Genomic DNA, 25180 nt, shown 5'->3' on the forward strand with positions numbered 1-25180 from the left:
TCAGAAACGCCCGAGTTTTCTGTAACCGGCGTTGAGTGCGATACGCTGCATGATGCGCCGGAAACGGCTTCGGGGGAGTTTGCGCAGGATAACGTCGCAGAACATGTAATCCTGCAACACGAAGGCCACCATTTCCCAACCTTGCTCAATCATGAAGTCATTGGTGGCCTGAATGACACCATAGGGCGCGTTGCCGCCGTACAATGAATCGACCATCACGTAATCGTTGACGATGATGAGGCCGGTTTCCGGTTTCAGCTTTTTCGCGCACAGGCGTAATTCGCCCGCGACGGCCGGATAGGTGTGGTCGGCATCGATATAGGCGACATCCAGGCTGGCGTCGGGAATATGCTCCAGCATTGCATGGCTGTCGCCCGCCAGAACCTTCATGCGACCTGCCGCAATTTCCCGTGCGAATGTCCGTTCGTAAAAGCCCTGATGTGTCAGGCCATCGAACACTTCTGAGGTGGGTTTCCCCCAGACTTCCGGCAATGTGTGTATGTCGAACAGGTCAAGGGCGTAGAATAGTTTTGGTTGGCAGTAATCAAGTAAATGACGGGAAAAAATACCCGTCATGACGCCAATTTCCGCAATAATGCCCCCTTTCGGTAGAAGTGGAAGAATATCCATTCTGTTAGGAAGCACGCGAGCATTACGCAGCAGATACCAGGGAAGAACTGCGGCAGGATTCATCATGTTTCACTTGTGTTAAGAATTGATAATCAATGAAACATTAAGATACATGAGAGGTAAAAACCAGTGCGGAGGGCAATTATGTTTTCCTGTATTTCCAAGGGCGGATAACTGGACGTCCTCCTTTCAGTGGGGCACACGATAGGGAACTGGATTGTTACGCCCACCCGACCAGAGCGGCGCGGGCTTCTCTGGAAACAGGATTTTCTGATGCACAAACGTTTTTTCCGCACTCTTTCTGTTGCGGCGTGCGGGGTCTCTCTTTTGTCTGCTGTGCCCGCCCTGGCTTCCGAGCCGAGCAAGGCAGCGCAGGGCAAAGAGGAGACAGTTATCCGTCCAGCGACCTTCATTTCGGGTGAATGGTCCTCGATGGGCATGGAAGCCGTCGAGATAGCTGCTAACCGCGCAGCCGGCCCAGCCAGTCGTCTTATTGTTCATCTGCCGCCATCATTGCAGAAGTCCGGGCAGCCAGTTTTCTCGCTGGCGCGCAAAGAAGGCAATCTGTGGGAAGCGCAGGACAACAAGGTGACGCTCACCTTCAAATTGGTGTCCGATAATTTTGGCGTGCTGTCGATGACAGGTGACAAGCCGGGACATCATTTCGAACTGCCCATGTCACGCTACTGAATAAGCGGTTGCGCAGACTTGCGGGTTGTCTGTCTAGCTCGTCATCCGGCCGTACAGGTTCCGAAAGGTATCTGTTACGGCCAGACGGATGTCACTCTGGCACCCGGCTGGGAAGGGTTTGCGCATAAACTCGCTGAACAGATGCGCATGGACGGCATCTCCCGTCTGATTGCATCTCCGTTTGCACGCTGTCGACTGCCAGCAGAAATGGTGCAGAGACTGACTGGCTGTGACCTTCGGCTTGATGATCGTTTACTGGAAATGAATTTTGGCGCGTGGGAGGGCCGGTCGTGGAATGATGTGCCACGGGACGCGTTGGACGCATGGGCAACCGATCTGTTTGGATTTGTTCCGCCTGCGGGAGAAAGTGGGATCTCCCTGATTCAGCGTGTTGAAGCGTTCTGGTCAGAATACCGAGGAGAAGGTTGCGCCATTCTTTCCCACGGCGGTCCATTGCGTGTGCTACTGTCTCTGGCGGAAAGACGCACGCCAGACCTTGCGGACCCGGCACCCGCTCTGGGGTCAATTCTGACCGTTAAAACGGCTTAACGATAGAAAAAAGATACCATCACCAGCAGGGCGGCCAGTTCTGACAGCACAGCGCTGGCTCCGAGAATATCGCCGGTGAATCCCCTCACCCTACGGATGGCGACCCGCCGCATGACTACGATGACCAGCCCTGCTGCCATCAGGGCAGTCAGGCTGATGGCCGAAGGGAGCAGCAGCACGCATGCTCCGGCAGTCACCAGAAGCGTTACGTTAGTCAGCCGGATGGGGAGAGGGGAAAGTGCCGAGGCCAGTCCATCCCGACGTGCGGGCGGTGTCCAGCGCATGATGGCCAGCAGTGCGGCGCGCGCTATGGCGCCACTGACCAACAAGCAAACAGGGAGCAGGGCCGGCGGGAGTGCCGTGATGCAGGCCACGCGCAGTGCGACGCAGGTTCCCAGAGCGAGTGTGCCATAGGAACCGATCTGGCTATCGCGCATGATCTCAAGGCGTCTGTCGACTGTCCTGCCGCCGATCAGCCCATCCGCACTGTCGGCCAGCCCATCCTCATGCAGAGCGCCGGTGATGAGAAGCTGCACCATGACGGCGCAGAGGGCGGCGATGAGGGAGGGGAGATGGAGGCTGAGCCCAAAAAGGACGACAAGGGCGGTGACCATTCCGATGCCCCCGCCCACCAGCGGCCAGATCCAGAGAGAACGTCGTAAATCGATCGGGGCGGCAAAGCGTTCCAGCCAACTGAGCGGCAGCCGCGTGAACAGTCCCAGCGCCGCCAGAAGATCCGCCGCAGCCCGTGCCAGTAGCGGGGGGAGGTGAGTTTTACGCCGCAATCCCGGCCTCGGCGAAGGTATGCATGCCCAGATGGCAGGCCAGAGCAGCGCGGAGAAGCGGGACGGCCAGCGCCGCTCCGGAACCTTCGCCCAGACGCAGGCCCAGATCGAGAAGGGGATTCTGCCCAAGCGCCTGCGCCAGCCTTTTATGGCCTGGTTCCGCAGAACAGTGCGCGATCTGGCAGTGGGCCAGACCCTCGTCGTGCAGAGCATGCAACGGCGCGACGGCTGCTGTGCTGACAAAACCGTCCAGCAGGACCGGAACATGGTGCTGGCGGGCGGCGAGGGCGGCGCCTAGCATGGCGGCCAGCTCATACCCTCCCAGACACTGCGCGGCGGTCAGTGGATCGGAGAGAAAAGCCTGATGCCGTTTCAGGCCGCTGTCGATGGCGGCTCTTTTGCGTGCCATGCCCGCTTCATCGCTGCCTGCGCCGGGACCGGCCCAGTCAGCGCCTGTGCCGCCAAACAGAGCTGCGGCGAGTGCGGCTGCGACGGTGGTATTGCCAATGCCCAGTTCACCGAGACAGAGCAGATCTGTATCGGGCCGAACCGCTCGAAATCCCTCGGCAACGGCGTCCAGAAAGCCTCGTTCGGTCATGGCTGGCCGCAGGGTGAAATCATGCGTCGGGCGCAATCCCTCCAGCGCAATGACAGAGAGTTCGGCTCCGGCGTTTAGGGCAAGCTGGTTGATGGCCGCGCCGCCCTCCCGGAAATTCTTGACCATCAATGTGGTGACGGCAGCGGGCCATGCCGATACACCGCGTTCGGTAACGCCGTGGTTGCCTGCAAAGACAATGCATTGCACATGATTGAGGCGTGGGGTGGCACGATGCTGCCAGCTGCCGAGCCATGCGGTCAGTTCTTCCAGCCGACCGAGGCTTCCGGGTGGTTTTGTGAGCGCTCCTTCGCGTTCTGTAATGTGGTGCACTGCGTTCGCGCTTGGGGGCAGGGGCGAGAGACAGAGGGCGCGAAGGCTGTTCAGGTCGCTGAAGAGGTGCTGCTGCATGACGTCCCACATGCCGCGTTCGAAAAGGAAGAGCAATGATTGAACTCGTGCTGGGAGGCGTTCGCTCCGGCAAGAGCCGTTATGCCGAAAGTGTCGTCAAAACTACCCCCGGCCCTTGGGGTTATATCGCAACGGGGCGGGCATGGGATGAAGAAATGCGGCACCGCATCGCCCGGCATCGTGCGGATCGGGGAGAAGGGTGGATCACGATTGAGGAGCCGCTCGATCTGGTGGGCGCTTTGCAAAAGGCGAAAGGCCATCCTGTTCTGGTGGATTGCCTGACACTCTGGCTGACCAACCTCCTTATGGAAGAACGTGATATCGCCAGTGAAAAAGCGAGATTGCTGGAAATGCTGTCTCAGCGCGTTGATCTGACGGTGCTGGTGGGAAATGAGGTAGGGCTGGGGATTGTGCCTGAAAACGCTCTTGCCCGCCGGTTCCGGGACGAATCAGGTTTGTTGCATCAGGCGGTGGCGAGCGTGGCGGACAGGGTGACGCTTTGCGTGGCGGGCCTGCCTGTTGTTGTGAAGCAGTAACGATAATTCAGGGTTATCATTCGCAATCGAAATCGTCTTCCTGAATTGATTTGAAACATTATTTCAAGGTGATTGAAGCCCGGATTACCGGCATTCCTGTTCCCTCTGTCGCGTGGATGCAGTGGGCATCAGCTGATATTTGAATGTGTTTTTGTACAATAAAATCATAGTATTATGATATTATTGCTTTTTCCATCGTTGCAGGGCGTAACAGCAGGCGTGTCTCTTGGGGCACACTCGTGAATGTTCTGAGAAATCCCCTACACAGACAAAAACCGTCGCTTTATGAATGTGTTCGATAAAAATGCGAAAGGCTGTTCTGAGGGCGATAGTTCGGTTGGGAACATATTCAACAAAGGCGGCCATAGCGCGTTCCGATAACAAGGAAGAAAAAATGGCAACGCCTTTGGCCCGGTTGATGAAAGTTTGTTCTGGTTTGTTCGGCTCTCCTATGATTTTCCGTGTTGTCTGTGGCCTTTTCGCCTGTTTGATGATGAGTGGTTTCCTGCCGTCCGCCTTTGCCCAGAAGGCGACCAGTAGTCAGCAGCACAGCGGTATTTTCAACGACCCGACCATTTTCTCTGATACGTCGCCGGATGTTTCCAATCCGCCGATGTTGGGGGAAAATCAGGAAATTACGCCACTTTACCACGCTATTCCGGGGTTTCTGCAGGCTCCTTATGGACCACCTTCGTTTGGCCCGGCGTATGGCACCCATCATCTGTTTGGTGATTGGGGTGGGGTGCAGCCGTGGCTTCAGAAACGTGGCGTGTATGTTGCGCTGAACATTTACGAGAGTGTTTCCGGTAACCCGATCGGCGGTAAGAAAAACACCGCGACCGATGCCGGTCAGGTTGGCGCCACGTTGGATATCAACTGGCAGAAGCTTCTGAATGCTGGTGACTGGGCAGATGGTTTTTGGCTGCACATGCTGGCCGTGAATGGCCACGGTCGTAACCTTAGTGCGCTTTTTGGCGATAATGCCAACCAGGTGCAGCAGATTTACGGCGCGCGCGGAAATGTCGTTGCGCATCTTGTGTGGACCTATTTCGAAAAATCGATGTTCCACAACAAAGTTGACTGGTCGGCAGGGTGGATTCCGCCGGGCACGTTCTTCAACAACTCACCGTGGACCTGTACGTTCATGAACGTGTGGATGTGCGGAAACATCACGCCGACAAAATATCTGACAGGTGGTCGTGACTGGCCGTCGGGTAACATCGGCACGGTTCTGCGTGTGATGCCGATCCGCTCTTTCTACATCATGGGCGGCCTGTTCGCTGTTTCACCGCATTCCTACAATGGTGGTATTTCCGGCTGGGCATGGGCACAGGACGGTTTGGGGAAACTGTCCACGCATGTCGAACTGGGATGGATTCCGGAATTCGGGCGGGATCATCTGATCGGTCACTACAAGATCGGCGGTCTCTACGACAATTCCCGCTACAAGGATCTGTATCAGGATATCTACGGTCATGCGTGGGTCACGTCGGGTCAGCCGGCTCGCCTGCAAAGCGGCCAGACTTCTGCTTGGGTGATGCTTGATCAGATGCTCATCCGGCACGGCGATGGACCGATGAACGGTCTCGTTGTGGGTGCTCAGTATTCCTATGCATCCGGTCAGACATCCGCCATGAAACAGCGGGCTGTGGTGGCCATCATGGACACCGGGCACTACTGGCACCGTCCCAATGATATGGTGGGTTTTGCCTTTCAGTGGGCAGATTTCAGCAAGTCGGCCATCCGGCAGCAGAAAGCCTCTCTTGCGGCAGGGCTACCTTTTCAGGGGGCCAATTTCGGGACGCCTTATGGTGTGCAGTCACACGAGAACATCTACGAGTTCTATTATACAGCCCAGATCGTACCGGGTTTCTCCGTGCAGCCGGATTTCCAGTATATCCAGCGCCCCGGCGGCACGACGGTTTTCAAAAATGTTGCGGCCTTCAGTATGGCGTTCAACATGACGCTTTGATGGCTTGAAATCGGGAGGCGACCGCGAAGAAAAGCCTCTCGATGTCCTCTGTGCCCTGCCGTGTCTCACGGTTTCGTTACAACGATCTTTCAGTTTCCATGCAACGAAATCGTCTCCCCGTTCATTGATGGTGTGAAAAGAGGGAGAAAAATAACATGGCAGACACCTTTCAAGCTCAGATCATCGCAATCCTGCCCAAGCTGCGTGTTCAGGCGCTGGCGTTGACCCGTAATCGGGCACAGGCGGAAGATCTGGTTCAGGACGCTGTCTGCAACGCCCTGGGCGCGTGTGACAGTTTTATCCCCGGAACAAATTTTGCCGCATGGATGCATCGCATTCTGCGAAATCGTTTCATCTCGGACCTGCGTCGTCGTAAGGCTACAACCGATATCGATGATCTGCCGGGTGATATGCTGGCAACGAAACCCTCCCATGAAGATCGTCTGGCGGTGAAAGATCTGGCCTTCGCTCTTGCTCGTCTGCCGGACGATCAGCGTGAAGCGCTGGTGCTCGTTGTGTTGCAGGGAATGAGCTATCAGGAACTGGCCGAAGCGACTGGCTGTGCCGTAGGAACGGCCAAAAGCCGGGTTTTCCGGGCACGTCGTCAGCTTGAGGCCTGGATGACCGGCGACCTCCCGGCTAACGACCGGTTGCGTCAGCAGGCATCGGCTCTGCGGCAGGACATTGAACTGCGTCGTCGTCAGGCGACTGGTGGGAACGGCGCTCGCGTCTGAGATTTGGGGACGATTTTCAAGAGAAGAAGTGTTAAGCTGGGATGAGTATGATCAATCATTGCTTCCCGGCATCATGCCCGGAAATCGTTAAAACGCCACCGGGGTTGTTGTCGATGTCAGCCAGACAGCGAAAATCCGGCTCTGTAAAAAAGAGCAGCAAGAAAGAGGATGACGCCTTCGATATCTGGCTCAAGCGGGGACTGCATCAGTTGTTCGATGATGTTGCCAAAGAGCCGATACCGGAGGAGCTTCTTCGGCTTCTGGATAATAGCCGGGACGAGTGACCTCATTCAGTCTTCGTCCTGATGGTTGCAGATATTCTGTTGAAAACATGCAGGGCAAAGGTGAAAGAAGTCTGATCCTTCAGCCTGCCTGTTGCGGAATTCCGATACCGAAAATCGGTGTGGTGACAGGTTTCCCATGGCTGGAACGCAACGCGACATAGTCGCGACTCTCAGCGCGCTTCTGCTGAAATATCAGTCGCGCCTGAAATATCATTTCGATTCTGTAATAAGTAGAATGACGATTGTCATCGTCGGATCAGTGCTGCCCGTCGCCATGCTGGGAGCATTGCTGATCTGGCAGGATTACGCCCGTCTTGAGGATGCCAGCATCCGCCGTAGCGAAACGGTCCTGACTCAGTTGCTCACCCAACTCCGTCAGGATCGGGATCATGCCATCGTCATGCTTGATACGATCGGGCAGGTGACGGATGTGGATTCTCTCCGTCGGTTGTTGCTGCTGGCCCAGTCGGCCAGCGGGACGCGCTACTGCTTTCTTGGCGTTGTCAGTCATGCCGGGAAGATCGAAGACGCCGTACTGTCTCCACAACATTTTCTTGATGATGGTTGCAAAGGTTTTCTGCGCGACATCAATCTCGATAATTCCACGGCCTCCGTGCAGATCATCGGTAATCTGCCTTATCTGCGGATTGTCCGGCCTGTGGAACAGGATGGTGTTTTCCGTTCCTTGATCGCCGTGCAGCCTCTGACATGGAGCCGTCTCGACACGATCAATGATGTTCAGGCGCTGCAGAAAGATCGCGATTTTTCTTCCCAGCACAGCCCACTGGCCATCTGGTTCATCTCACCGGATGGAAGCTTTGTCTCCACCTGTCCGGAGTGCAAATGGGACAAGCCGCCCCGTGATGTTGTGACGCCCATGATGGCGCAGAGCAGTGAGCAGGGGAGTAGAGCGGTCTCTGTGCGTAAAGGAGGGCGGGCATACACGTATGACCGTGTGCCGGGACTTGGCGCGATTCTGATCGAAGCAAGTTTGCGTCCTGAGGAGCATCGGGCCGTCATTCTGCTGGGTGCGTGGGTCGTCATGGTGACGCTCATGCTCGGCGCGGGGCTTGTGGGCATGATGGTTGCCAGTCGTCGGCTGGTGATTCACCCGTTGCGCCAGCTGACTGACGCTGTCGGAAAGTGGATGAAAACCAATGTCTTCGACAGCGCAACGCAGGGACCGATGCCGCGGGAATTTCGGCAATTGTCGACAGCGTTCGGATTGGCGACCGACCGGCTCGCGCTCAGGGAAAGAGAACTGGGCGAAGCGATGGAGCACCAGAAAGAACTGGTGGCGGAAATTCATCATCGGGTGAAAAACAATTTGCAGATTATCGGCTCATTGCTGAGCTTGCAGGCAAACCGCACGGATGAGCCGATGACGCGTGTAGCCCTTCTGCTCGCCCGTGACCGTGTGCGTGCGCTCTCCCTGTTGCATCATTACCTTTATCAGGATGGCGGCCTGAGTGGTCTCAATATGCAGGCTTTTGTGCCCGCACTGTGTGATGAGATGTATCGGACGGCTCCTGACAGCGTGCGCATACGGGTGGCCATCGAGGTTTCTGCTGCTGCGATCATTGTTTCACCGAGCCAGGCGACTCCTGTGGCGTTGATTATCGCTGAAGCCGTGTCCAACGCACTGGATCATGCCTTTCCGGGGGATGTGTCCGGGCAAGTCAGGGTTTCGCTTCATCAGGCAGACGGACAGATCACTTTGATCGTTGAAGATAACGGTGTTGGTCTGGAGGCAACACGTCGCCCGGATGCGCCTGACGGGTTGGGATTTCAGCTCATTCGCGGATTTGTCCGCCAGATTGGCGGCACCCTGCACATTGAGGATCGAGATGGCGTCGGGCTTGTGGTGCAATGGCCTTTGCAACCCGCCGGCGCGGCTGATGAGGCGGAGGAGACGGCTACGCTCGTTTAGGTAAGTCCGAAGCGCATGCAAGAATTCCACGGGCGCGAAGCTGACACGCCAGAAGCCCCCTGTTTCATTGCTTTGCGCTCCGGTATAGGGGCGGCATGAGCGAAAGTAAGGCAGCGATCAAAAACTGGACCAAGGCGCAGGCGCGTCTTGGACTGAAAGCCGCGCGTCCCTCAATCATTCTTGGCATTGCGGCCAGTATGGTAGGGGCCGCGCAGTTCTGGTGCATCGCCAACATTCTCGGTCCTGCTCTGACGGACTTCGTGACGCCCGAGGGACATGGCGGCGCGACGCCCATTCCGCTCTGGCCCTTGGCGGGATTCGTCATCACTGCCGTGCTGCGGGTCGCGATCGGTTTCACCAACGAAAATCTTGCCGCGACGACCGGGCGCAGGGCGCGCAGCCGTTTGCGGAACGAAGTGCTGGGTTCGATTGTCGGCGCGGGGCCAGCCGTGTTGCGTCACGCTCATAGTGGTGCGCTTGCGGCACTGGCTGTTGATCGTGTCGAGGCGCTGGACGGATATTTCTCCCGCTGGGCGCCCGCGTCCGTGCTGTGGATTGCAGCGCCTTTCGTGCTGATCGTGTTGACGGCCCTCGTTCAACCGCGCGCCGCGTTGATCCTTGCGATCTGTGGTGCAGCCGTTCCTTTTGCACAGGCCGTGTTCGGCATTGGCGCTGCCGTTGCCTCTCGTAAGCAGTTTCTGGCGATGACCCGTCTGCAGGCTCGTTTCCTTGACCGGATGCGCGGTATCGCCACCATCGTGCTGGCAGGTCGCGCTGATGACGAAGCCGCCCGTCTGGCGGAAGGTGCGGACGATCTCCGCCGCCGCACGATGAAGGTTCTGCGCGTGGCCTTTCTGTCTTCAGCGTCGATTGACTGTGCGATGATCGTCGCATTGATCCTGATCGCGCTGATTGATGGTCGCCATGCACAACAGGCCATTCACGCGACGGATGCTGTCGGCTTCCGCGCACTGGTCACGGACAGTGTCTTCGCTCTGCTGATTGTGCCCGAATTTTTCGCACCATTCCGTGGTCTGGCGCTGGCCTATCAGGATCGCGCTCTCATTCAGGGAGCGGCGGAAGATGTTCTGGCGCTCCCGGAGGCGGCTGAAGTCAACGGTGGCGAGCATGTGCGGGTCATCGGTGGTCCTGCCGTGACCATCGCCTTCGAGAATGTTTCCTTCGTTTGGGATGAAGCCCGAGGGCCGGCTCTCCAGAACGTTTCGTTTGTCGCGCAGGCTGGTGAAACGCTGATCCTTACTGGCCCCTCCGGTTCAGGCAAATCCACCATTATGGAATTGCTGCTCGGCTTTATCAGCCCGACGTCCGGGCGGATTACCTTTAACAATGTCGATGTGAAGACGCTGTCGCCGGATGCGCGCGCAAGCCTGATCTCATGGATTGGCCAGCGACCCGTGCTGTTTGCCGGTTCTCTGCGGGAAAACATCCTGTTCGCCAAACCGGACGCGAGCGAAGCGGAACTTGCCGCCGCATTGCGGGCCGCTGCCGTGGATCGGTTTCTGACGGTGTTGCCGGATGGTCTGGAAACCATGATCGGTGAAGGCGGGTTCGGTCTTTCCGGTGGGCAGGCCCAGCGGATCGCCATCGCACGCGCCTATCTCAAGAATGCGCCTGTTCTGTTGCTGGATGAACCGACATCCTATCTCGATCCCGTCACGGAGGCCGATGTGTTTGACAGTCTGCGGCAACTGGCGGTGAACCGCACGGTCATCCTCGCCAGTCATTCGACGGCTGTGGGCGGCTTTCATGGACACAGGGTGGATCTGCAACAGGGGCAGGTCGTCGAAAACAGAGGTGCGGCATGAGCGCGTCAGCCCCCCGCGATCAGGCGAGCCGGGAGCGTGCAGATCGTGACGCTCTGATCCGTATTGTCGAAGTATGGCGGCCGCATGCTGTCCGTCTGACAATCGGACTGGCGCTTTCACTGCTGGCCGTGCTGGCCGGTCTGGCGCTGATGAGCAGTGCTGGCCTGCGTTTTGCCGGAGCGGTGCTGGGGATGGTGCTCGTCACCACGATGGCGCTCCGGCTTCTGGGCGTGACACGCATCGGTCTGCGTTATGCCGAACGGCTGTATGCACATGACGCGATGTTCCGTGCACTGGCGACGCTGCGCGTGTGGTTCTTCCGTTCTCTCGCCAAAGGGGCGGCAGCGGGCCTCGGCTTCCGTCGCGCGGGCGATCTGCTTTCGCGTCTCGTGTCTGATGTGGAGACGCTGGACGGTCTTTATCTTCGTCTGCTGCTGCCGCTTGCTGGCGCCTGTGTCACGTTGCCGGTCCTGATCATCGTAATCGGGGAGACCAACACGCTTCTCGCTGTGCTGGTCGGGCTGCTTTTTGCGATGTCTGCTTTTGTCCTGCCGCTGATGGCGGCACGTCTCAGTCGGCGGGAAGGGGGCGGATTGAGCCATGCTCAGGCGGCTCTACGCGTGAGCGTGCTGGATCTGGTCAGCGGCATGCGTGAAATCCGCGCATTTGGCGCGGGACGGCGGATGCTGGATCAGGTGAATGGGGCGAACAGCCGTCTGATGACGCGGCAGGCGCGGCTTTCCCGCCAGATGGCGTCTGTCGGCGCATTGTCCCAGATATGCACCCAACTTGCCCTGCTGTTGCTGCTTGCGGCGATTGCCGGTGTCGGATTTGTGCGGATTCCCGCAGTTCAGGGCATCGGGCTGATGTTTCTGACGCTCGCGGCATTCGAAGGTGTCTCTGGGCTCACGCGGGCCGGTATGCTGGCGGGCAATATGGGAGCAGCAGCGCGGCGCGTGGTGTCGATTGCCGACGAACACCCTGCGCCGACACAACCTGTCACCCCGGTCGAGACGATGCCGGAGCGCTTCGATATCCGCTTCGAGCATGTTGGTTTTCGCTGGCGGGAAGACCGTCAGCCCGTGTTCGCTGATTTCTCGCTCGATATTCCGCAAGGCAGCCGTGTTGCCCTGCTTGGCCCTTCCGGCGCGGGTAAGTCCACACTTGCCGCACTGCTGCTGAAGGCGGCGTTTCCGCAGTCTGGGCGTATTCTGCTGGGCGGCACCGATATTGCGGCATTACCGGACCTGTGGCTGCGCCGACATATTGCGTGGCTCTCGCAGGCGACACATCTGTTCGACGACACGATCCGCCACAACCTCCTGCTTGGCGCGCCAGACGCTGATGAAACGGCTCTGTGGCAGGCACTTGATGAAGCCGCTCTCGGAGATTTTGTCCGCTCCCTGCCGGATGGACTGGACACATGGCTGGGTGAGGGCGGCGTGAAGGTGTCGGGTGGTCAGGGCCGTCGTATTGCTCTTGCCCGCACGCTGCTTTCAGATGCGCCGATCCTCGTGCTGGATGAGCCTGCGACGGGGCTGGACGCCCAGACGGAGCAGGAATTCTTCCTGACTCTCAACCGTGTTGCGCAGGGACGGACGGTCATTCTGATCGCTCACCGGCTGACGGGGGTGGAACATCTCGATGCCGTGTGGCGTCTCTCACAGGGCACGGCTGTCGTCATGGAAGCCCTGCACTGAGGCGAAAACGGTCGGTTCCGTTATTGACGTGCTTTGCCAACGCGGGCACGACAAAAATTGGCGCGTCAGTCGGAAATCGAGCGGGACGAGGCCATTGGTTCTTTAAGGAGTCCGTCATGCGTCGTCTGCTTTCTGTCCTCGGCCTCTGCACTCTTGCCGCCTGCGCTGGCGGCGAAAATTACGAGCGCCAGTATGTGGTGTTTTTCGGGCAGGGCGCGGCCACTCTGGACGATGCGTCGCAGGCAGTCGTCACGCGGGTGGCCCACAGAGCCCAGAAGCATCCGGAACAGATCGTGTCAGTGGAAGGATATGCCCGCCAGAACGGCGATCTTTCCAGTGAATCTCTGCTGGCGACACAACGCGCCAAGGCGGTCACGCAGCAGCTTGTCGCCGATGGCGTGTCCGAGACGCGCATCCAGCAGACAACCCGTCCGCCCTCGAACGCGGAAGGTGTGGTCGGAGCCCGTCGCGTCGAGATCGAACTACTTCCGAGGTAAGATCGACTTATGCTGGAACAGCATCATTCCGCTGTCGAGGGCAGCGGAGATGCGTCCTCTGACACGAAGGCCGGAGGGCGTGACCGCTTCGTCGGCCTGACCCCGCGCGAGGTTCTTCAGCGCGTCTTTGGTTTTCCGGATTTTCGCGGATTGCAGGCGCAGGCCGTAGAGCGTGTCATGGCGGGCGAGGATACGCTGGTGCTGATGCCCACCGGCGGCGGCAAGAGCGTGTGCTATCAGGTTCCGGCGCTCTGTCGGCCCGGTATGGGGCTGGTCGTTTCACCGCTTATCGCGCTGATGGACGATCAGGTCGCGGCGCTCCGTCAGTTGGGGGTGAACGCCGCCGCCCTGCATTCGGAACTGGATGGCGACGAATCATCCCGTATCCGCTTAGACCTGTTCAACGGGCGTATCGACCTTCTCTATGTTTCCCCCGAACGGCTGCTGTCGCCCGGCACGCTTGACCGTCTTTCCCGGCAGCAGATCTCCGTTATCGCCATTGACGAGGCGCACTGCATTTCAGCGTGGGGGCATGAATTTCGCCCCGAATATCGTGCGCTTCAGACGCTGCCCGAGCATTTTCCCGGTGTCCCGCGTATCGCTCTGACCGCCACCGCCGATCCGCGCACCCGCGATGACATTCTTGCCGCGCTGGCCATGCCCCATGCTGCAGTACTGTCGGCTAGTTTCCATCGCGCCAATCTGATGATTGCTGCACGGCCCAAGGACGGGGAGATGAAGCAGCTTGTCGAGGCGCTTCAGCGTCATCGTGACGACGCCTGCATCGTCTATTGTGGCTCCCGCGCCCGCACTGAGCGGATCGCCGCTTCTCTTCGTGAGCGCAATTTCCCGGCCTGCGCCTATCACGCTGGCCTTTCCCCGCAGGAAAAGCGCGCAGCCCTGCATCGGTTCCGCTCTGGTGAACCGATCGTGATGGTGGCCACCATTGCGTTCGGCATGGGCATAGACCGTCCGGACGTGCGAACTGTTGTGCATCTCGATATGCCTTCCTCGCCGGAAGCCTATTACCAGCAGATTGGACGCGCGGGCCGTGATGGGCTGCCGTCCGATGTTCTGCTGCTTTACGGTGGCGAGGATATGAGCCGTGCGCGTTACTGGCTGGACCAGTCCTCCGCGCCGGAAAGCGAGAAGCGGATCATGCGTTCGCGGCTTGAGGCGATGATCGCTTTTACCGAAAGCACATCCTGTCGCACGCGTGCCCTGCTGGCCTGCTTTGGCGAGACGATGACGGAGCCATGCGGCCATTGCGACAACTGCCTGCATCCGGTCCCGACGTTCGACGGCACGCAGGCGGCCCGGATGCTGCTTTCGGCAATCTATCGCACTGGCCAACGCTATGGGGCGCTGCATGTCATCGGCGTGTTGCGTGGCAAGACCTCGGATACGGCGTCCCGGGCTGGGCATGACCGGCTTTCTGTCTGGGGGATCGGCAAGGACAGAAGTGAGAATTTCTGGCGCAGTGTAGTGCGGCAGCTTATTGCTCGTGGGGCGCTGATGACCGGCGACGAACATGGCGGCCTACGCTTGCACGAGGACGTTGCCCGCCCGATCTTGCGGGGCGAGGAAGAAGTGCGGCTGCGCGAGGATGCTCTCCTTGCAAGCGGCGGAAAGACGGGGCGTTCCTCCGGGTCAGGCGAGTCCATTGCCGATCAGCTTACGGAAGATGCGCGCGAGCGTTTCAATGCGCTCAAGAAGTGGCGGCTGACCGAAGCGCGGGAACAGGAAATTCCGCCCTATGTCATTTTCCATGACGTGACATTGCGCGATATCGCTCTGGAATGTCCCTCGACGCTTGATGAACTCGGAGATGTCAAAGGCGTGGGTGGCTCCAAGCTCAGCCGCTATGGGGAAGCAGTGCTTGATGTGCTGGAGACCGTGCGATGACGGGAGAATCGCTTACCCAGACGCAGGCCCGTCATCAGACCATCATCGACACCGTGCGGCGGCAGGGTTACGTCTCGAACGAGGAACTGGCCCGTCTTTTTGATGTGGCAGTGCAGACCATCCGCCGCGATATCCGCACGCTGGATTCGCTTGGTGAGGTGATCCGTCATCATGGCGGTGTCAGTGCGCCATCCTCGGTCGAGAACATCGCCTATTCGCAGAGGCAGATTCGTAACCGCCGTGAAAAAGAGGCGATTGGCGAGACAGCCGCCGCCGCCATTCCGGACGGGGCGTCCCTGTTCGTGAATATCGGCACCACGACGGAGGCTTTTGCGCGGGCACTGGCTGATCACAAGGGGTTGCAGGTCATCACCAACAATCTCCATGTCGCCTCTCTTCTGGCGGGTAGCGAAGATTGTCGCGTGGTGGTGACGGGCGGCACGGTGCGGATGCGGGATGGTGGCATTCTCGGGTCCGAATCCCTGGCGATGCTGGGGCGTTATCGTGCCGATTACGGTGTGATCGGCATAAGCGGCATCGAAGAGGACGGAACGCTACTGGATTATGATCAGGAGGAAATTCGCGCGTCCGAACTCATTCGTGAGAACTCGCGCAAGGTCTTTCTTCTGGCGGATCACACAAAGTTTGGTCGTCGTCCGCTCGTTCATGCGGGAAACATTGCCGGTGTTTCAGCGTTTTTTACCGACCGGATGCCGCCTCCCGCCATTCGTGAACGGCTGGATGAACATGGTATCGAACTGGTGATTGCTGGAAGGGATGTTCGCAAACGAACATAGGGGGCGGCGTGAAAACGACATGAATGCCTTCGTTTTGTCGAATTTATACGGCAGAGGGCATTGTCAAAATGATGAATGTTCGGATACGAAAAGTTCTGATCCTTCTTGCGAACAACAGGCGGACCGAGACACATGACAGCTTCCGGCGACACCAGCACCGTATATGATCTCCTGATTGTAGGCGGCGGCGTTAACGGTACGGGTATCGCGCGTGACGCGGCAGGTCGGGGGGCATCCGTTCTTCTCGTCGAACAGGACGACCTCGCCAGCTACACGTCTTCCTCCAGCACCAAGCTGATTCACGGTGGCCTGCGCTATCTTGAATATTACGAGTTCCGCCTTGTGCGCGAAGCGCTGATCGAGCGCGATCGCCTGCTCGGAATTGCTCCGCACATCATGTGGCCGTTGCGCTTCGTTCTGCCGCATTCGCCGGAACAGCGTCCGGTGTGGATGATCAAACTCGGTCTTTTCCTGTACGATCACCTCGCACCCAACATGAAGCTGCCGAAGTCGCGTGCGCTCAATCTGCGCAAGCATTCGGCTGGCAAGCCGCTCAAGTCGCAGTATGAAAAGGGCTTCGTCTATTCCGATGGCTGGGTGCAGGATAGCCGTCTGGTCGTTCTGAACGCGATGGACGCTGCCGATCGCGGAGCCGAGATTCGCACCCGCACGCGCCTGACTGGGGCGCGTCGTGTGAACGGTCTCTGGGAAGCCGAAATCGAAGACATGGTGAATGGCGGCACGACGACAGTGCGCGCCAAGGGCGTCGTCAACGCGGCTGGGCCGTGGGTGGCGCGCCTGCTGGCCAACCAGCTCGAACTGCCGAACTCCAAGTCCGTGCGTCTGGTGAAGGGTAGTCACATTGTCGTGCCGCAGATCTTCGAGGGTCCGCAGTGCTACATCTTCCAGAATCCCGACAAACGCATCGTGTTCGCCATTCCCTATGAGCAGCGCTTCACGCTGATCGGCACCACGGATGTGACGTGGAAGGAAGAGCCGGGGCTTGTCGAGATTTCTCCTGAAGAGGTCAGCTATCTCTGTGAGAGCGTGAATCGCTACTTCAAGGAGAGCATCAAGCCTGCGGATGTGGTGTGGTCCTATGCGGGCCTGCGTCCGCTCTATGACGATGCTGCGGCAAACGCCTCCGCCGTGACGCGTGATTATGTGCTCGATCTCGACAACACGGACGGCGCGCCTCTGCTGTCGATCTTTGGCGGCAAGATCACGACGTTTCGTAAACTGGCCGAACATGCGCTTGAGAAACTCGCGCCAGTTCTGCCTGCGGTCAATGGCTACTCATGGACGGCCGATGCCGCTCTGCCGGGTGGCGATCTCGGTGTCGGTGGCTTTGAAGCGGCGCTGAACCGCTTTCGCGATGCGGCGCCGTTCCTTTCCCTTCCGTTTGCGTGGCGCCTGATGCGGCTCTACGGCACACGGGCTTACGATATTGTCGGAACCGCGAAATCCGTTGCCGAAATGGGCGAAGATTTCGGGCACGGCATGACTGCGAACGAGATCGATTATCTCATCGCGAACGAATGGGCGCGTTCAGGGAACGATGTTCTCTGGCGTCGCACCAAAATCGGTCTTCACATGACCGAAGAACAACGCCAACGTGTGACTGCTTACGTAAAAGAAAAAGTCGGTTAACGACTAATGGAGCATCATGTCAGCCCAGAAGAAACTGCTCGGCGAGCTTATCGCCGAATGTGTTGCGGTCTTCATCATCATCCTGCTGGGTGATTCCGTCGCCGCGATGTACTCGCTCTACGATCCGAGTCCTTACAAGACCGCCTATTGGGGCGTGTGTATTGTATGGGGCCTTGGCGTCACGATCGCGATTTACGTGACCGGGGCGGTCTCCGGAACGCATGCCAATCCGGCGGTGACGCTGGCTCTGGCGACGTTTCGTGGCTTTTCGTGGAAAAAGGTCGCGCCTTATTGCGCGGCCCAGATCGCGGGTGGTTTTCTGGGCGCGGCAGCCGTCTATGCGCTGTTCTCTCCAGTCATCGCTCACTTTGCGATAGCGCATGGTATCGACCGTCTGCACGATGGCGCGGCAGCGGGCGTGTTCTTCACGCATCCCGGCGAATTCGTCACACCGATGCATTCCTTCCTTGTGGAAACCATTCTGACTGGCTTGCTGGTGTTCGGTATTTTCGCCATCACCTATGAGCACAACACGATGGCGCCACAGGCGAACTCGGGCGCACTGATCATTGGCCTGCTCGTTGCCGCCATTGGCGCATCGGCGGGCTATCTCGACGGTTGGGCGATCAACCCGGCCCGCGATTTCGGTCCGCGCCTCTTCTGTTATTTTGCTGGATGGGGACCGCAGGCATTGCCGGCTCCCGGCAATTACTGGTGGGTTCCCATTGCGGGACCAATCTGTGGTGGCCTTATCGGGGCCGGGCTTTACCGGACACTCATCCAACCTTTCATGCCGAGACCCGCGCTTATGGACGCCTCGGTTCAAACACCCGTCTGACTGCCAGGGAGCCAAGCAGCCATCATGATCAAACAGGATCGCATTCTGGCCATCGACCAGGGCACAACTTCTACGCGCAGCATCGTGTTCGATGTGAACGGTGAGGAACTCGCCGTTTCGCGTCAGGAGTTTCCGCAGTATTACCCGGATCAGGGGTGGGTCGAGCACGATCCTGAAGATATCTGGCGTGACGCCAAAACAACGGCGCAGGAAGCGGTCGAGCGTTCGGGTGGTGTGGACCGTATTGCGGCCATCGGCATCACTAACCAGCGCGAGACCATTGTGGTCTGGGAGCGCGACACCGGAAAGCCGATCCACAACGCCATTGTCTGGCAGGATCGACGCACCGCCAAACTGTGCGCGGATCTGAAGAAACAGGGCAAGGAAGAGCTGGTGACAAGTCGCACCGGCCTTCTGCTCGATCCGTATTTCACGGCCACCAAGCTGGCGTGGATTCTCGACAATGTCGAAGGTGCGCGGGCACGGGCGGAAAAAGGTGAACTGGCCTGCGGCACGATCGACTGCTTTCTTCTGTGGCGCCTCACGGGTGGCAAGGTGCATGCCACTGATGTGACGAATGCGTCCCGCACGCTGCTGTTCGATATCCATCGTCTGCAGTGGGACGAAGATCTGCTGAAACTGTTTAATGTGCCTGCGGCCCTGCTGCCTGAAGTCAAGGACAGCAGCGGTGTGTTCGGCGAAAGTATGGCCGATCTGTTCGGTCGTCCGGTGCCGATCGCGGGTATTGCCGGTGACCAGCAGGCGGCTGTGGTGGGGCAGACCTGCTTCAAGCCGGGCATGGCGAAGGCCACATACGGCACTGGCTGCTTCGTGCTGCTCAACACGGGTGAGAAGCCGGTCATTTCCCAGAACCGGATGCTCACCACGATCGCCTATCGCGTAAAGGGAAAAACCGCCTACGCGCTGGAAGGGTCGATCTTCGTGGCCGGTGCGGCGATCAAATGGCTGCGGGATGGTCTGCACCTCATCACCCATGCGTCCCAGACGGACGATATGGCGACACGTATTCCCCATAGTCACGGTGTTTACATGGTGCCGGGCTTCGTTGGTCTGGGTGCGCCGCACTGGGATCCGGATGCACGCGGGCTGATCTGTGGTCTCACGCTTGATGCCACTGAGGCGCACATTGCCCGTGCCGCTCTGGAATCGGTGGCTTTCCAGACACTCGATCTCGTCGCGGCGATGACGCAGGACGGCGGTGGCACGGCCGACACTTTGCGCGTCGATGGCGGCATGTCAGCCAATGACTGGTTCTGTCAGTTCCTGTCGGACATGTTGCAGGCAAAAGTCGAGCGTCCGAAGCAGATCGAGACGACCGCTCTTGGGGCGGCGTTCCTTGCGGGCGTCGGCGTCGGGCTGTGGAACGATCTGGAGGAAGTCGCGGCGGAATGGCAGCGGGGTGCGACCTTTGCGCCTAATATGGATGGCGCAATCCGCAAGACGATGATCGACGGCTGGCATGTCGCTGTGCGTCGGGCACTGACACCATAAACCCGGTTTGGATTTTGTGTTTCTGAGGAAACAGGCTCTTCCGTAGGGAAGGGCCTGTTTTCGTTTCAGGAGGAAGATTCGCCCGGAATGATCCAGCGATGGGCAAGGCCGATGTCCCGCATGGTGTTACGGATCGATTTGTCCTCTGTTGTGCGGCAGGAATCAAAGAAGTCATCGATGATGCGGTAGTGATCATACTGAATGTGGTAGGAGGGCATGCCACCAGCGGCCATGGCGCTATCCCACCACCGTTGATTGGCCCGCGCCGTGTCCGGATCAGTTGGCTCACCGGCTTTGAGAAGGCGGGTGACTTCTGAACAGGGATCTTCCATCGACAGGTGACGTTGTTCCAGATTCACGGTCTGCGCGCTGGCCGCGATGGGGCCTATGCAGCCAATACCATTGAGAAGCACCAGCAATCTTCGCGTCACATGTATTTTCTTTTCGAACGTCATGGGAACAGGCGTAACGTGCTTTGGTCAACATGACGTAAGGAAATGCTGGTGAGCCGGGAATGTGTTCGCTTCTTCACTGTTACACGACAGGCGCATCAATAAAGTGATCCCTCAGGGATATTTTCTTTCCACAGCAGGAATTTTCTGATGACATCAGCATCACATCTTGAAACTGCTGTTCTGGGGGCAGGATGCTTCTGGTGTGCGGAGGCTGTTTATCGGTCCATAAAGGGCGTCTGTTCAGTCCGCTCAGGTTATGCGGGAGGACACACGGATCATCCCACTTATGAGCTGGTCTGCACTGGCACCACCGGCCATGCGGAAGTGATTGAAGTCGTTTTTGATCCTGCGGTCATTTCCTATGCGCAGATTCTGCGTATTTTCTTCACGCTTCACGATCCCACGACGCTTAATCGTCAGGGAAACGATGTCGGCACACAATATCGCTCGGTCATTTTCTACACGTCTGAAGACCAGCACCGGACGGCGTTGAACGTACGGGATGAGATTGCAGTGTCGGGAATATGGGGAGCGCCACTGGTCACCCAGATTGAACCGCTCACCACATTCTGGCCTGCTGAAGCGAAGCATGAGAACTATTTCGCCCGCACACCCGATAATCCTTACTGTCAGGTTGTCGTTGCGCCAAAGGTCATGAAGATGCGCAAGATATTTTCTGAATGGCAGAAAGCATGAACGGACGATAACGGCCAACAGCACTGCCAAATAAAAAAAGGCGGCACCAGAAGCGCCGCCTTTTCCTCTGAAGGGAAAGTTTCCTTCTTATTCCTGATCAATAGGCCGCTTGGGAAGAAGCGCTGGCACGAACACCAGTGTCGCCACCAGAGTGCAGCCTAGCGAAAGCAGCAGCAGACGCCCCATGCTTGCCGTGCCTGGGTGATGAGACAGCGCCAGCGAGCCGAAGGCTGTGCCGGTTGTCAGTGCGGAGAACAGCACGGCGCGGGCAGTCGGCGAGGCGAGGGGGAACTGCACCCCGGCCCGCCAGTTCATCACGAAATAGATGTTGAACGATACGCCGACACCCAGCAGCAGCGGCAGGGCGATGATGTTAGCGAAGTTCAGCGTCTCCGGAACGGCGTCGATCAGGATGACGGTCATCAGCGCGGACAGGAGCAGCGGCGCGAGGACCAGCCCCATATCCAGTATCTTCCGAAGCGCGACCAGCAGGATGATCGCAATCATCACAATGGCCGAGATCGCTGCCGTGCGGAAGGCACCGACGATGGTCTTGGCGCTTTCCACGATATCCACGGCCGATCCTGCCATTTCAGGCGAGAGCGGCTGAACGGTTTCGACAAACCTGTGCAGCGCATCAGTGCTCGACATCAGGCCGCTCGGGTGAATTTCCACCAGTGCCCGTCCGTCGGGCAGCAGATAATCCCGCCGGATGACCTCTGGGATATCCTTGATGCTCACCGGCTGCGCATTCAGCATGGTTTTCAGGGAGTCCAGCTGCATCGGCAGAAAGCGAACGAGAGCGTCGTTGGCCTGAAGCGCCAGTGCATCCGGGGCAGTCGACAGCTTGGCCAGTGCAGCCTGAATGCGGCGGAGTGGGTCTTGCGGGGGCAGTTGTTCAAGAATGCCACCAAGCGCAGTGGCGGCTGCACCAGCGGAAGCTTTCACTGCTGCCGCGTCCGGTGCGGGTTTGACATCCGGCACCACGAGAGACGGTAGAAGAATTTCCGCCGCGTCCTGAATCAAGGCCAGCTTGGTGTCTTGATTATCCGGCACATAGGAGCCGAGCCACATCGCGTCATGCACGCCCGGCAGTTTGCTCGCCTTGTCTGCCATGGCCTTTGCGGCATCCAGTGACGGCGCGAGATATTCTGCGCTGTAAGGCGATGAAATCGGGTTCGCGATCAGCAGGTGCAGGGTTTTCATACCCTCGGAATTCGGGTTCTTCGTGTGAAGCGGGTCACCGTCGAACTTGAGACCCGGAATAAGTACCGCTCCAATCAGCGCCACCACCGCAAACACGGCAAGCAGCGGTTTGCGCCATTTGCGGATGAGGTGATCGACAGGCTTCATGAATAGATAGCCCGAGCGTGGGTGCGCTACGGAAGGGCGGAAAATGCGGAGCAACGCAGGAAGCAGGATGATGGTGCACAGGAAGGCGACCATCATGCCCACTCCCGCGATCAGCCCCAGTTCGGCAACACCAAGGAAGGCTGTTGGCGTGAAAGCGAGGAAGCCTGCCGCGGTGGCGAGGGCGGCCACGAGAATCTGGTGGCCGGTTTCTTCGCCGGTTACAAACAGCGCTTCTTCAAGGCCGCCTTCTCCGGACAGCTTCGGATGCTGGCCGAGAAAGCGGACTGAGAACTGGATGGCGAAGTCCACAGCAATGCCGACAAAAAGAATGGCGAACGCCACGGAGATCAGGTTGAGTGTGCCGACGGCAAGTGCTGCGAAGCCTGTGGTCAGCAGCAGGCCCGTGATCAGGGTGACCACGATGGGGATGATGACGCGCCAAGTATGGACGGCGAGTGTCAGCCACACCGTAACCAGCACCAGAGAGCCGAGAAGACCGGCGACCATGCCGTCTGCGACAGTGGCGAACTCTTCGTCGTCAATCTTGACCTCGCCGGTCATGAAGACCTGAGCATTGCCTGAGCGGACGAATTCGAGGTCTTTCGTGGCGGCTCGCATGGCGTCAGTCGCCGCGCCACCGGGCTGGAACGAGCCATAATCGAGCTTCGGCTGCGTGACGACATACTGATAACGTCCGGCTAGATCGCTCAGATTGCCAGCGAGAAGCTGCTGCCAGGAAAGCGGCGTCGGATGTCCTTCCGCAGCGGCCTGAAGATTGTCGGCAAAACCGTTCAGGGCTGTCTGGAAGCCGCCCAGACCTGCCTGTCCACGTTTTACGCCCTCGGCGATCAGGCCCAGCGAGTCGAACAGGCCACGCGCCGATGGATCTGCGGCCAGCGAGCCAAGGAACGGCTGGGCGGTGACCGTGTCATCCAGCACTTTCGAAAGCGACTTCGGGTCCAGAAACATCAGCCCGTTGCGGTTGAGATATGGGTCGTCATCCGGCAAGCGGACATAGTTGAAATGTTCATGGTCGGCGGACAGTTTCGCTGCCAGTGCCCGCGCGGTCGCGCGTCCTTCTTCCGGCAGATCGGCCTTGATCACAGCCACGAGGAGGTTGCTTTTCTGCGGGAAAAGCGCCCCCATCATGTCCGAGCGCTTTTTCCATTCCAGCTTGTCGGACAGCATCTTGTCCGTGTCGGTGGTGACACCGAGATGGGTCATGCTTGCCCAGACCGAAAGGCCCGCGAGCAGCATGAACAGCGCGATGACACTGTAGGCGCGCTTGGCGCACAGCACGATGAGACGACCGATAAAAAGGGAGATCATGAGCTGAGGTCTTCAGGCCCTTGCCATTGAGAACGCAAGAAGGGACCGGCCCCGGATTCCCCGTGGTCGGTCAGTGTTGAGGCAAAGGGGTGGTTTGGCGTAACGCGGCTAAGGGTGCAAGGAGAAACCGGCGAAAGTGGGGTTTATCCCGCCGCGCAGCGGGCACAGACGCCTTCGATCTCGACCGTCAGATGCTGGGGACGGAAGCTGACATTCTTTGTCGCCGCCTTGATGGCCGCCACAATGGCCGGATCTTCGAGTTCGGTGACGCCGGAACAGACGCGGCAGATCAGGAACTGACTGGCATGCACGCATTCGGAATCGTGATCATGGCAGGGGGCACGACCCAGCGTGTGGGTGCATGGCACGAAGGCCGAGAGACGCTCGATCTTGTGGATCAACCCGAACTCCATGAGAAATTCGAGTGTGCGGTAAACGGTAGGAGGCGCCGCGTTACCCTGCACTGCCTGCAAACGCTGCAACAGATCATACGCGCCAAGCGGAGCACCGGCTTCCAGCAGCAGGCCGAGGATCTGTCGACGGAGGGCTGTCAGCTTCACATGCCGCCGTCCGCACAGGGCGTCGGCCCGGTCGAGGAGCCGTTCAACCTCGGCGGGAAACAGGTGGGGAACGGTGGGTGCGCGATCGGCCATGGTAGTGTTCATGGTAAGCCATAACTGTGCGCCTGCCCACCCTTTCGGCTCACCATGTTTTGCGGGCAGCATCGGCCAGCATCTCGGGAATGAGGTCGGTCTCGGGCAGGTTCTTCCAGTATTTCGGCGACATTTCCGAACGCATGGCCTTCATCTTTACGCGCGCCGGATTGAAGATCGAGCGGTAATAGGTCTTCCACAGGGCTTCGGTTTCATCTTCCACAATCTCACGCGCGCAGGCTTCCCGCGTGACGACGCAGGTCTCGCCATTCCAGCCGATGGAGCCTTTCGGCGTGAGGATCATCCAGTGCATGTCGGAGAAACGGCGGGCGAAGAAGGGAGCGGCCCGTTCCAGCACATGATGCTCCGGCTCGAACCACGCCACGAAATGACGTGTGTTGCTGCCCGGCGGTGTTCTTTCCCGAAATCGCACGAACGCTTTCATTTTATGGACTTCCCGACTGACCTGAACAGCCATGCGGCGTGCGAGGATCATGTCCGGGTCCGTCACGGTGCGAAGGAGCGCCCGTTCGGTCGTGCTGCGCCAGAGGATGCGATAGGCCAGATCGAACCGATCCGGTGCGGCGTTACAGAGAACGCTTTCCAGCAGATGCAGGACTGCGCGCGGGACGGTCAGCTTTCGCGCGGGTGGCGCGGAGAGGCACGACTGGGAGTTTTCCGAAAACAGGTCATCCTGTTCATCCGCGGAGCGCCAGACGGTCGCCAGAGGGGGGATGCGTGCGGCAAGGAGTGCTCGGGCGTGACCGCGCCAGAGGGAAAACGGCGCGTCCACGGGCAAAGTAACAAGATGTTCTTTCACAGAAGGGAAAGCTGTTGGGCGGGAGGGGCGAAC

23 protein-coding genes are annotated in these 25180 nt (G+C 58.9%); 16 read left to right on the plus strand and 7 right to left on the minus strand.

Annotated elements, in window-relative coordinates; translation table 11 throughout:
- Positions 1-696, minus strand: coding sequence for a class I SAM-dependent methyltransferase (locus ABF824_RS04965; protein WP_415486779.1), 696 nt, complete (start codon positions 694-696; stop codon positions 1-3).
- 207 nt (positions 697-903) lie between these two features.
- Here ABF824_RS04965 and ABF824_RS04970 point away from each other — a divergent pair, with 207 nt between their 5' ends.
- Positions 904-1320 carry a hypothetical protein gene (locus ABF824_RS04970; RefSeq protein ID WP_415486780.1) on the plus strand — a complete coding sequence of 139 codons (417 nt, stop codon included), beginning with the start codon at positions 904-906 and terminating at the stop codon, positions 1318-1320.
- Positions 1321-1338: 18 nt separating this feature from the next.
- A complete protein-coding gene (locus tag ABF824_RS04975) occupies positions 1339-1869 on the plus strand; it encodes a histidine phosphatase family protein (RefSeq protein WP_415486781.1) in 531 nt (176 codons plus the stop codon).
- On the opposite strand, the gene cobS is transcribed toward ABF824_RS04975, so the two are convergent.
- Positions 1866-2654 carry an adenosylcobinamide-GDP ribazoletransferase gene (gene cobS / locus ABF824_RS04980; RefSeq protein WP_415486782.1) on the minus strand — a complete coding sequence of 263 codons (789 nt, stop codon included), beginning with the start codon at positions 2652-2654 and terminating at the stop codon, positions 1866-1868. The genes ABF824_RS04975 and cobS overlap by 4 nt on opposite strands.
- Positions 2644-3660 carry a nicotinate-nucleotide--dimethylbenzimidazole phosphoribosyltransferase gene (gene cobT, locus ABF824_RS04985; protein WP_415486783.1) on the minus strand — a complete coding sequence of 339 codons (1017 nt, stop codon included), beginning with the start codon at positions 3658-3660 and terminating at the stop codon, positions 2644-2646. The genes cobS and cobT overlap by 11 nt, the downstream gene beginning before the upstream one ends.
- A 35-nt stretch (positions 3661-3695) precedes the next feature.
- Between cobT and cobU the strand changes: the two genes are divergently transcribed.
- The 13 genes from cobU to glpK all read left to right on the plus strand — a co-directional run bounded on the left by cobU (position 3696) and on the right by glpK (position 19841).
- On the plus strand, positions 3696-4196 hold the full coding sequence (gene cobU, locus ABF824_RS04990) for a bifunctional adenosylcobinamide kinase/adenosylcobinamide-phosphate guanylyltransferase (RefSeq protein ID WP_415486784.1): 501 nt from the start codon (positions 3696-3698) through the stop codon (positions 4194-4196).
- A 394-nt stretch (positions 4197-4590) separates the two neighbouring features.
- Positions 4591-6168, plus strand: coding sequence for a carbohydrate porin (locus ABF824_RS04995; protein ID WP_415486785.1), 1578 nt, complete (start codon positions 4591-4593; stop codon positions 6166-6168).
- A gap of 155 nt (positions 6169-6323) precedes the next feature.
- The gene (locus ABF824_RS05000) at positions 6324-6902 is read left to right on the plus strand and encodes a sigma-70 family RNA polymerase sigma factor (RefSeq protein ID WP_415486786.1); all 579 of its coding nucleotides are present in this window, start codon (positions 6324-6326) and stop codon (positions 6900-6902) included.
- 113 nt (positions 6903-7015) lie between these two features.
- Positions 7016-7186 (plus strand): NepR family anti-sigma factor, encoded by a 171-nt coding sequence (locus ABF824_RS05005; RefSeq protein WP_415486801.1) that lies wholly within the window; start codon positions 7016-7018, stop codon positions 7184-7186.
- Positions 7187-7322: 136 nt separating this feature from the next.
- On the plus strand, positions 7323-9116 hold the full coding sequence (locus ABF824_RS05010; RefSeq protein WP_415486787.1) for a sensor histidine kinase: 1794 nt from the start codon (positions 7323-7325) through the stop codon (positions 9114-9116).
- A gap of 95 nt (positions 9117-9211) precedes the next feature.
- The gene (locus ABF824_RS05015) at positions 9212-10942 is read left to right on the plus strand and encodes an ABC transporter ATP-binding protein/permease (RefSeq protein WP_415486788.1); all 1731 of its coding nucleotides are present in this window, start codon (positions 9212-9214) and stop codon (positions 10940-10942) included.
- Positions 10939-12642, plus strand: a complete 1704-nt coding sequence (cydC, locus tag ABF824_RS05020) for a thiol reductant ABC exporter subunit CydC (protein WP_415486789.1) — start codon at positions 10939-10941, stop codon at positions 12640-12642. The genes ABF824_RS05015 and cydC overlap by 4 nt, the downstream gene beginning before the upstream one ends.
- 116 nt (positions 12643-12758) lie before the next feature.
- Positions 12759-13139, plus strand: coding sequence for an OmpA family protein (locus ABF824_RS05025; protein WP_415486790.1), 381 nt, complete (start codon positions 12759-12761; stop codon positions 13137-13139).
- Between the two features lie 9 nt (positions 13140-13148).
- The gene (gene recQ, locus ABF824_RS05030; RefSeq protein ID WP_415486791.1) at positions 13149-15044 is read left to right on the plus strand and encodes a DNA helicase RecQ; all 1896 of its coding nucleotides are present in this window, start codon (positions 13149-13151) and stop codon (positions 15042-15044) included.
- Complete coding sequence (locus ABF824_RS05035) at positions 15041-15841, plus strand: DeoR/GlpR family DNA-binding transcription regulator (RefSeq protein WP_415486792.1); 801 nt, start codon at positions 15041-15043, stop codon at positions 15839-15841. The genes recQ and ABF824_RS05035 overlap by 4 nt, the downstream gene beginning before the upstream one ends.
- Positions 15842-15973: 132 nt before the next feature.
- The gene (glpD, locus tag ABF824_RS05040) at positions 15974-17491 is read left to right on the plus strand and encodes a glycerol-3-phosphate dehydrogenase (protein WP_415486793.1); all 1518 of its coding nucleotides are present in this window, start codon (positions 15974-15976) and stop codon (positions 17489-17491) included.
- 16 nt (positions 17492-17507) lie between these two features.
- On the plus strand, positions 17508-18329 hold the full coding sequence (locus ABF824_RS05045; protein ID WP_415486794.1) for an MIP/aquaporin family protein: 822 nt from the start codon (positions 17508-17510) through the stop codon (positions 18327-18329).
- A 24-nt stretch (positions 18330-18353) separates the two neighbouring features.
- Positions 18354-19841 (plus strand): glycerol kinase GlpK, encoded by a 1488-nt coding sequence (glpK, locus tag ABF824_RS05050; RefSeq protein WP_415486795.1) that lies wholly within the window; start codon positions 18354-18356, stop codon positions 19839-19841.
- Positions 19842-19906: 65 nt separating this feature from the next.
- Here glpK and ABF824_RS05055 read toward each other — a convergent pair whose 3' ends face one another.
- The gene (locus ABF824_RS05055) at positions 19907-20272 is read right to left on the minus strand and encodes a hypothetical protein (RefSeq protein WP_415486796.1); all 366 of its coding nucleotides are present in this window, start codon (positions 20270-20272) and stop codon (positions 19907-19909) included.
- A gap of 171 nt (positions 20273-20443) precedes the next feature.
- On the opposite strand from ABF824_RS05055, the gene msrA reads away from it, so the two are divergent.
- On the plus strand, positions 20444-20992 hold the full coding sequence (msrA, locus tag ABF824_RS05060; RefSeq protein WP_415486797.1) for a peptide-methionine (S)-S-oxide reductase MsrA: 549 nt from the start codon (positions 20444-20446) through the stop codon (positions 20990-20992).
- Between the two features lie 87 nt (positions 20993-21079).
- Here the strand turns inward: msrA and ABF824_RS05065 are convergent, their stop codons facing one another.
- The 3 genes from ABF824_RS05065 to ABF824_RS05075 form a co-directional block, all read right to left on the minus strand.
- On the minus strand, positions 21080-23674 hold the full coding sequence (locus ABF824_RS05065) for an MMPL family transporter (RefSeq protein WP_415486798.1): 2595 nt from the start codon (positions 23672-23674) through the stop codon (positions 21080-21082).
- Positions 23675-23817: 143 nt separating this feature from the next.
- The gene (locus ABF824_RS05070; RefSeq protein ID WP_415486802.1) at positions 23818-24327 is read right to left on the minus strand and encodes a Fur family transcriptional regulator; all 510 of its coding nucleotides are present in this window, start codon (positions 24325-24327) and stop codon (positions 23818-23820) included.
- A 49-nt stretch (positions 24328-24376) separates the two neighbouring features.
- Positions 24377-25180 (minus strand): TIGR03915 family putative DNA repair protein (locus tag ABF824_RS05075; RefSeq protein ID WP_415486799.1); only part of this gene is annotated, 804 nt, incomplete at its 5' end.

It is taken from the genome of Acetobacter sp., assembly GCF_047721705.1.
Lineage (GTDB): Bacteria > Pseudomonadota > Alphaproteobacteria > Acetobacterales > Acetobacteraceae > Acetobacter.

What these genes read in the sequence shown, in the direction of transcription:
- ABF824_RS04965 (WP_415486779.1), bottom strand. Translation starts at nt 696, where the DNA reads ATGATGAATCCTGCCGCAGTTCTTCCCTGGTATCTGCTGCGTAATGCT.
- ABF824_RS04970 (WP_415486780.1), top strand. Translation starts at nt 904, where the DNA reads ATGCACAAACGTTTTTTCCGCACTCTTTCTGTTGCGGCGTGCGGGGTC.
- cobT (WP_415486783.1), bottom strand. Translation starts at nt 3,660, where the DNA reads ATGCAGCAGCACCTCTTCAGCGACCTGAACAGCCTTCGCGCCCTCTGT.
- cobU (WP_415486784.1), top strand. Translation starts at nt 3,696, where the DNA reads ATGATTGAACTCGTGCTGGGAGGCGTTCGCTCCGGCAAGAGCCGTTAT.
- ABF824_RS04995 (WP_415486785.1), top strand. Translation starts at nt 4,591, where the DNA reads ATGGCAACGCCTTTGGCCCGGTTGATGAAAGTTTGTTCTGGTTTGTTC.
- ABF824_RS05000 (WP_415486786.1), top strand. Translation starts at nt 6,324, where the DNA reads ATGGCAGACACCTTTCAAGCTCAGATCATCGCAATCCTGCCCAAGCTG.
- ABF824_RS05005 (WP_415486801.1), top strand. Translation starts at nt 7,016, where the DNA reads ATGTCAGCCAGACAGCGAAAATCCGGCTCTGTAAAAAAGAGCAGCAAG.
- ABF824_RS05010 (WP_415486787.1), top strand. Translation starts at nt 7,323, where the DNA reads ATGGCTGGAACGCAACGCGACATAGTCGCGACTCTCAGCGCGCTTCTG.
- ABF824_RS05015 (WP_415486788.1), top strand. Translation starts at nt 9,212, where the DNA reads ATGAGCGAAAGTAAGGCAGCGATCAAAAACTGGACCAAGGCGCAGGCG.
- cydC (WP_415486789.1), top strand. Translation starts at nt 10,939, where the DNA reads ATGAGCGCGTCAGCCCCCCGCGATCAGGCGAGCCGGGAGCGTGCAGAT.
- ABF824_RS05025 (WP_415486790.1), top strand. Translation starts at nt 12,759, where the DNA reads ATGCGTCGTCTGCTTTCTGTCCTCGGCCTCTGCACTCTTGCCGCCTGC.
- recQ (WP_415486791.1), top strand. Translation starts at nt 13,149, where the DNA reads ATGCTGGAACAGCATCATTCCGCTGTCGAGGGCAGCGGAGATGCGTCC.
- ABF824_RS05035 (WP_415486792.1), top strand. Translation starts at nt 15,041, where the DNA reads ATGACGGGAGAATCGCTTACCCAGACGCAGGCCCGTCATCAGACCATC.
- glpD (WP_415486793.1), top strand. Translation starts at nt 15,974, where the DNA reads ATGACAGCTTCCGGCGACACCAGCACCGTATATGATCTCCTGATTGTA.
- ABF824_RS05045 (WP_415486794.1), top strand. Translation starts at nt 17,508, where the DNA reads ATGTCAGCCCAGAAGAAACTGCTCGGCGAGCTTATCGCCGAATGTGTT.
- glpK (WP_415486795.1), top strand. Translation starts at nt 18,354, where the DNA reads ATGATCAAACAGGATCGCATTCTGGCCATCGACCAGGGCACAACTTCT.
- msrA (WP_415486797.1), top strand. Translation starts at nt 20,444, where the DNA reads ATGACATCAGCATCACATCTTGAAACTGCTGTTCTGGGGGCAGGATGC.
- ABF824_RS05065 (WP_415486798.1), bottom strand. Translation starts at nt 23,674, where the DNA reads ATGATCTCCCTTTTTATCGGTCGTCTCATCGTGCTGTGCGCCAAGCGC.
- ABF824_RS05070 (WP_415486802.1), bottom strand. Translation starts at nt 24,327, where the DNA reads ATGGCCGATCGCGCACCCACCGTTCCCCACCTGTTTCCCGCCGAGGTT.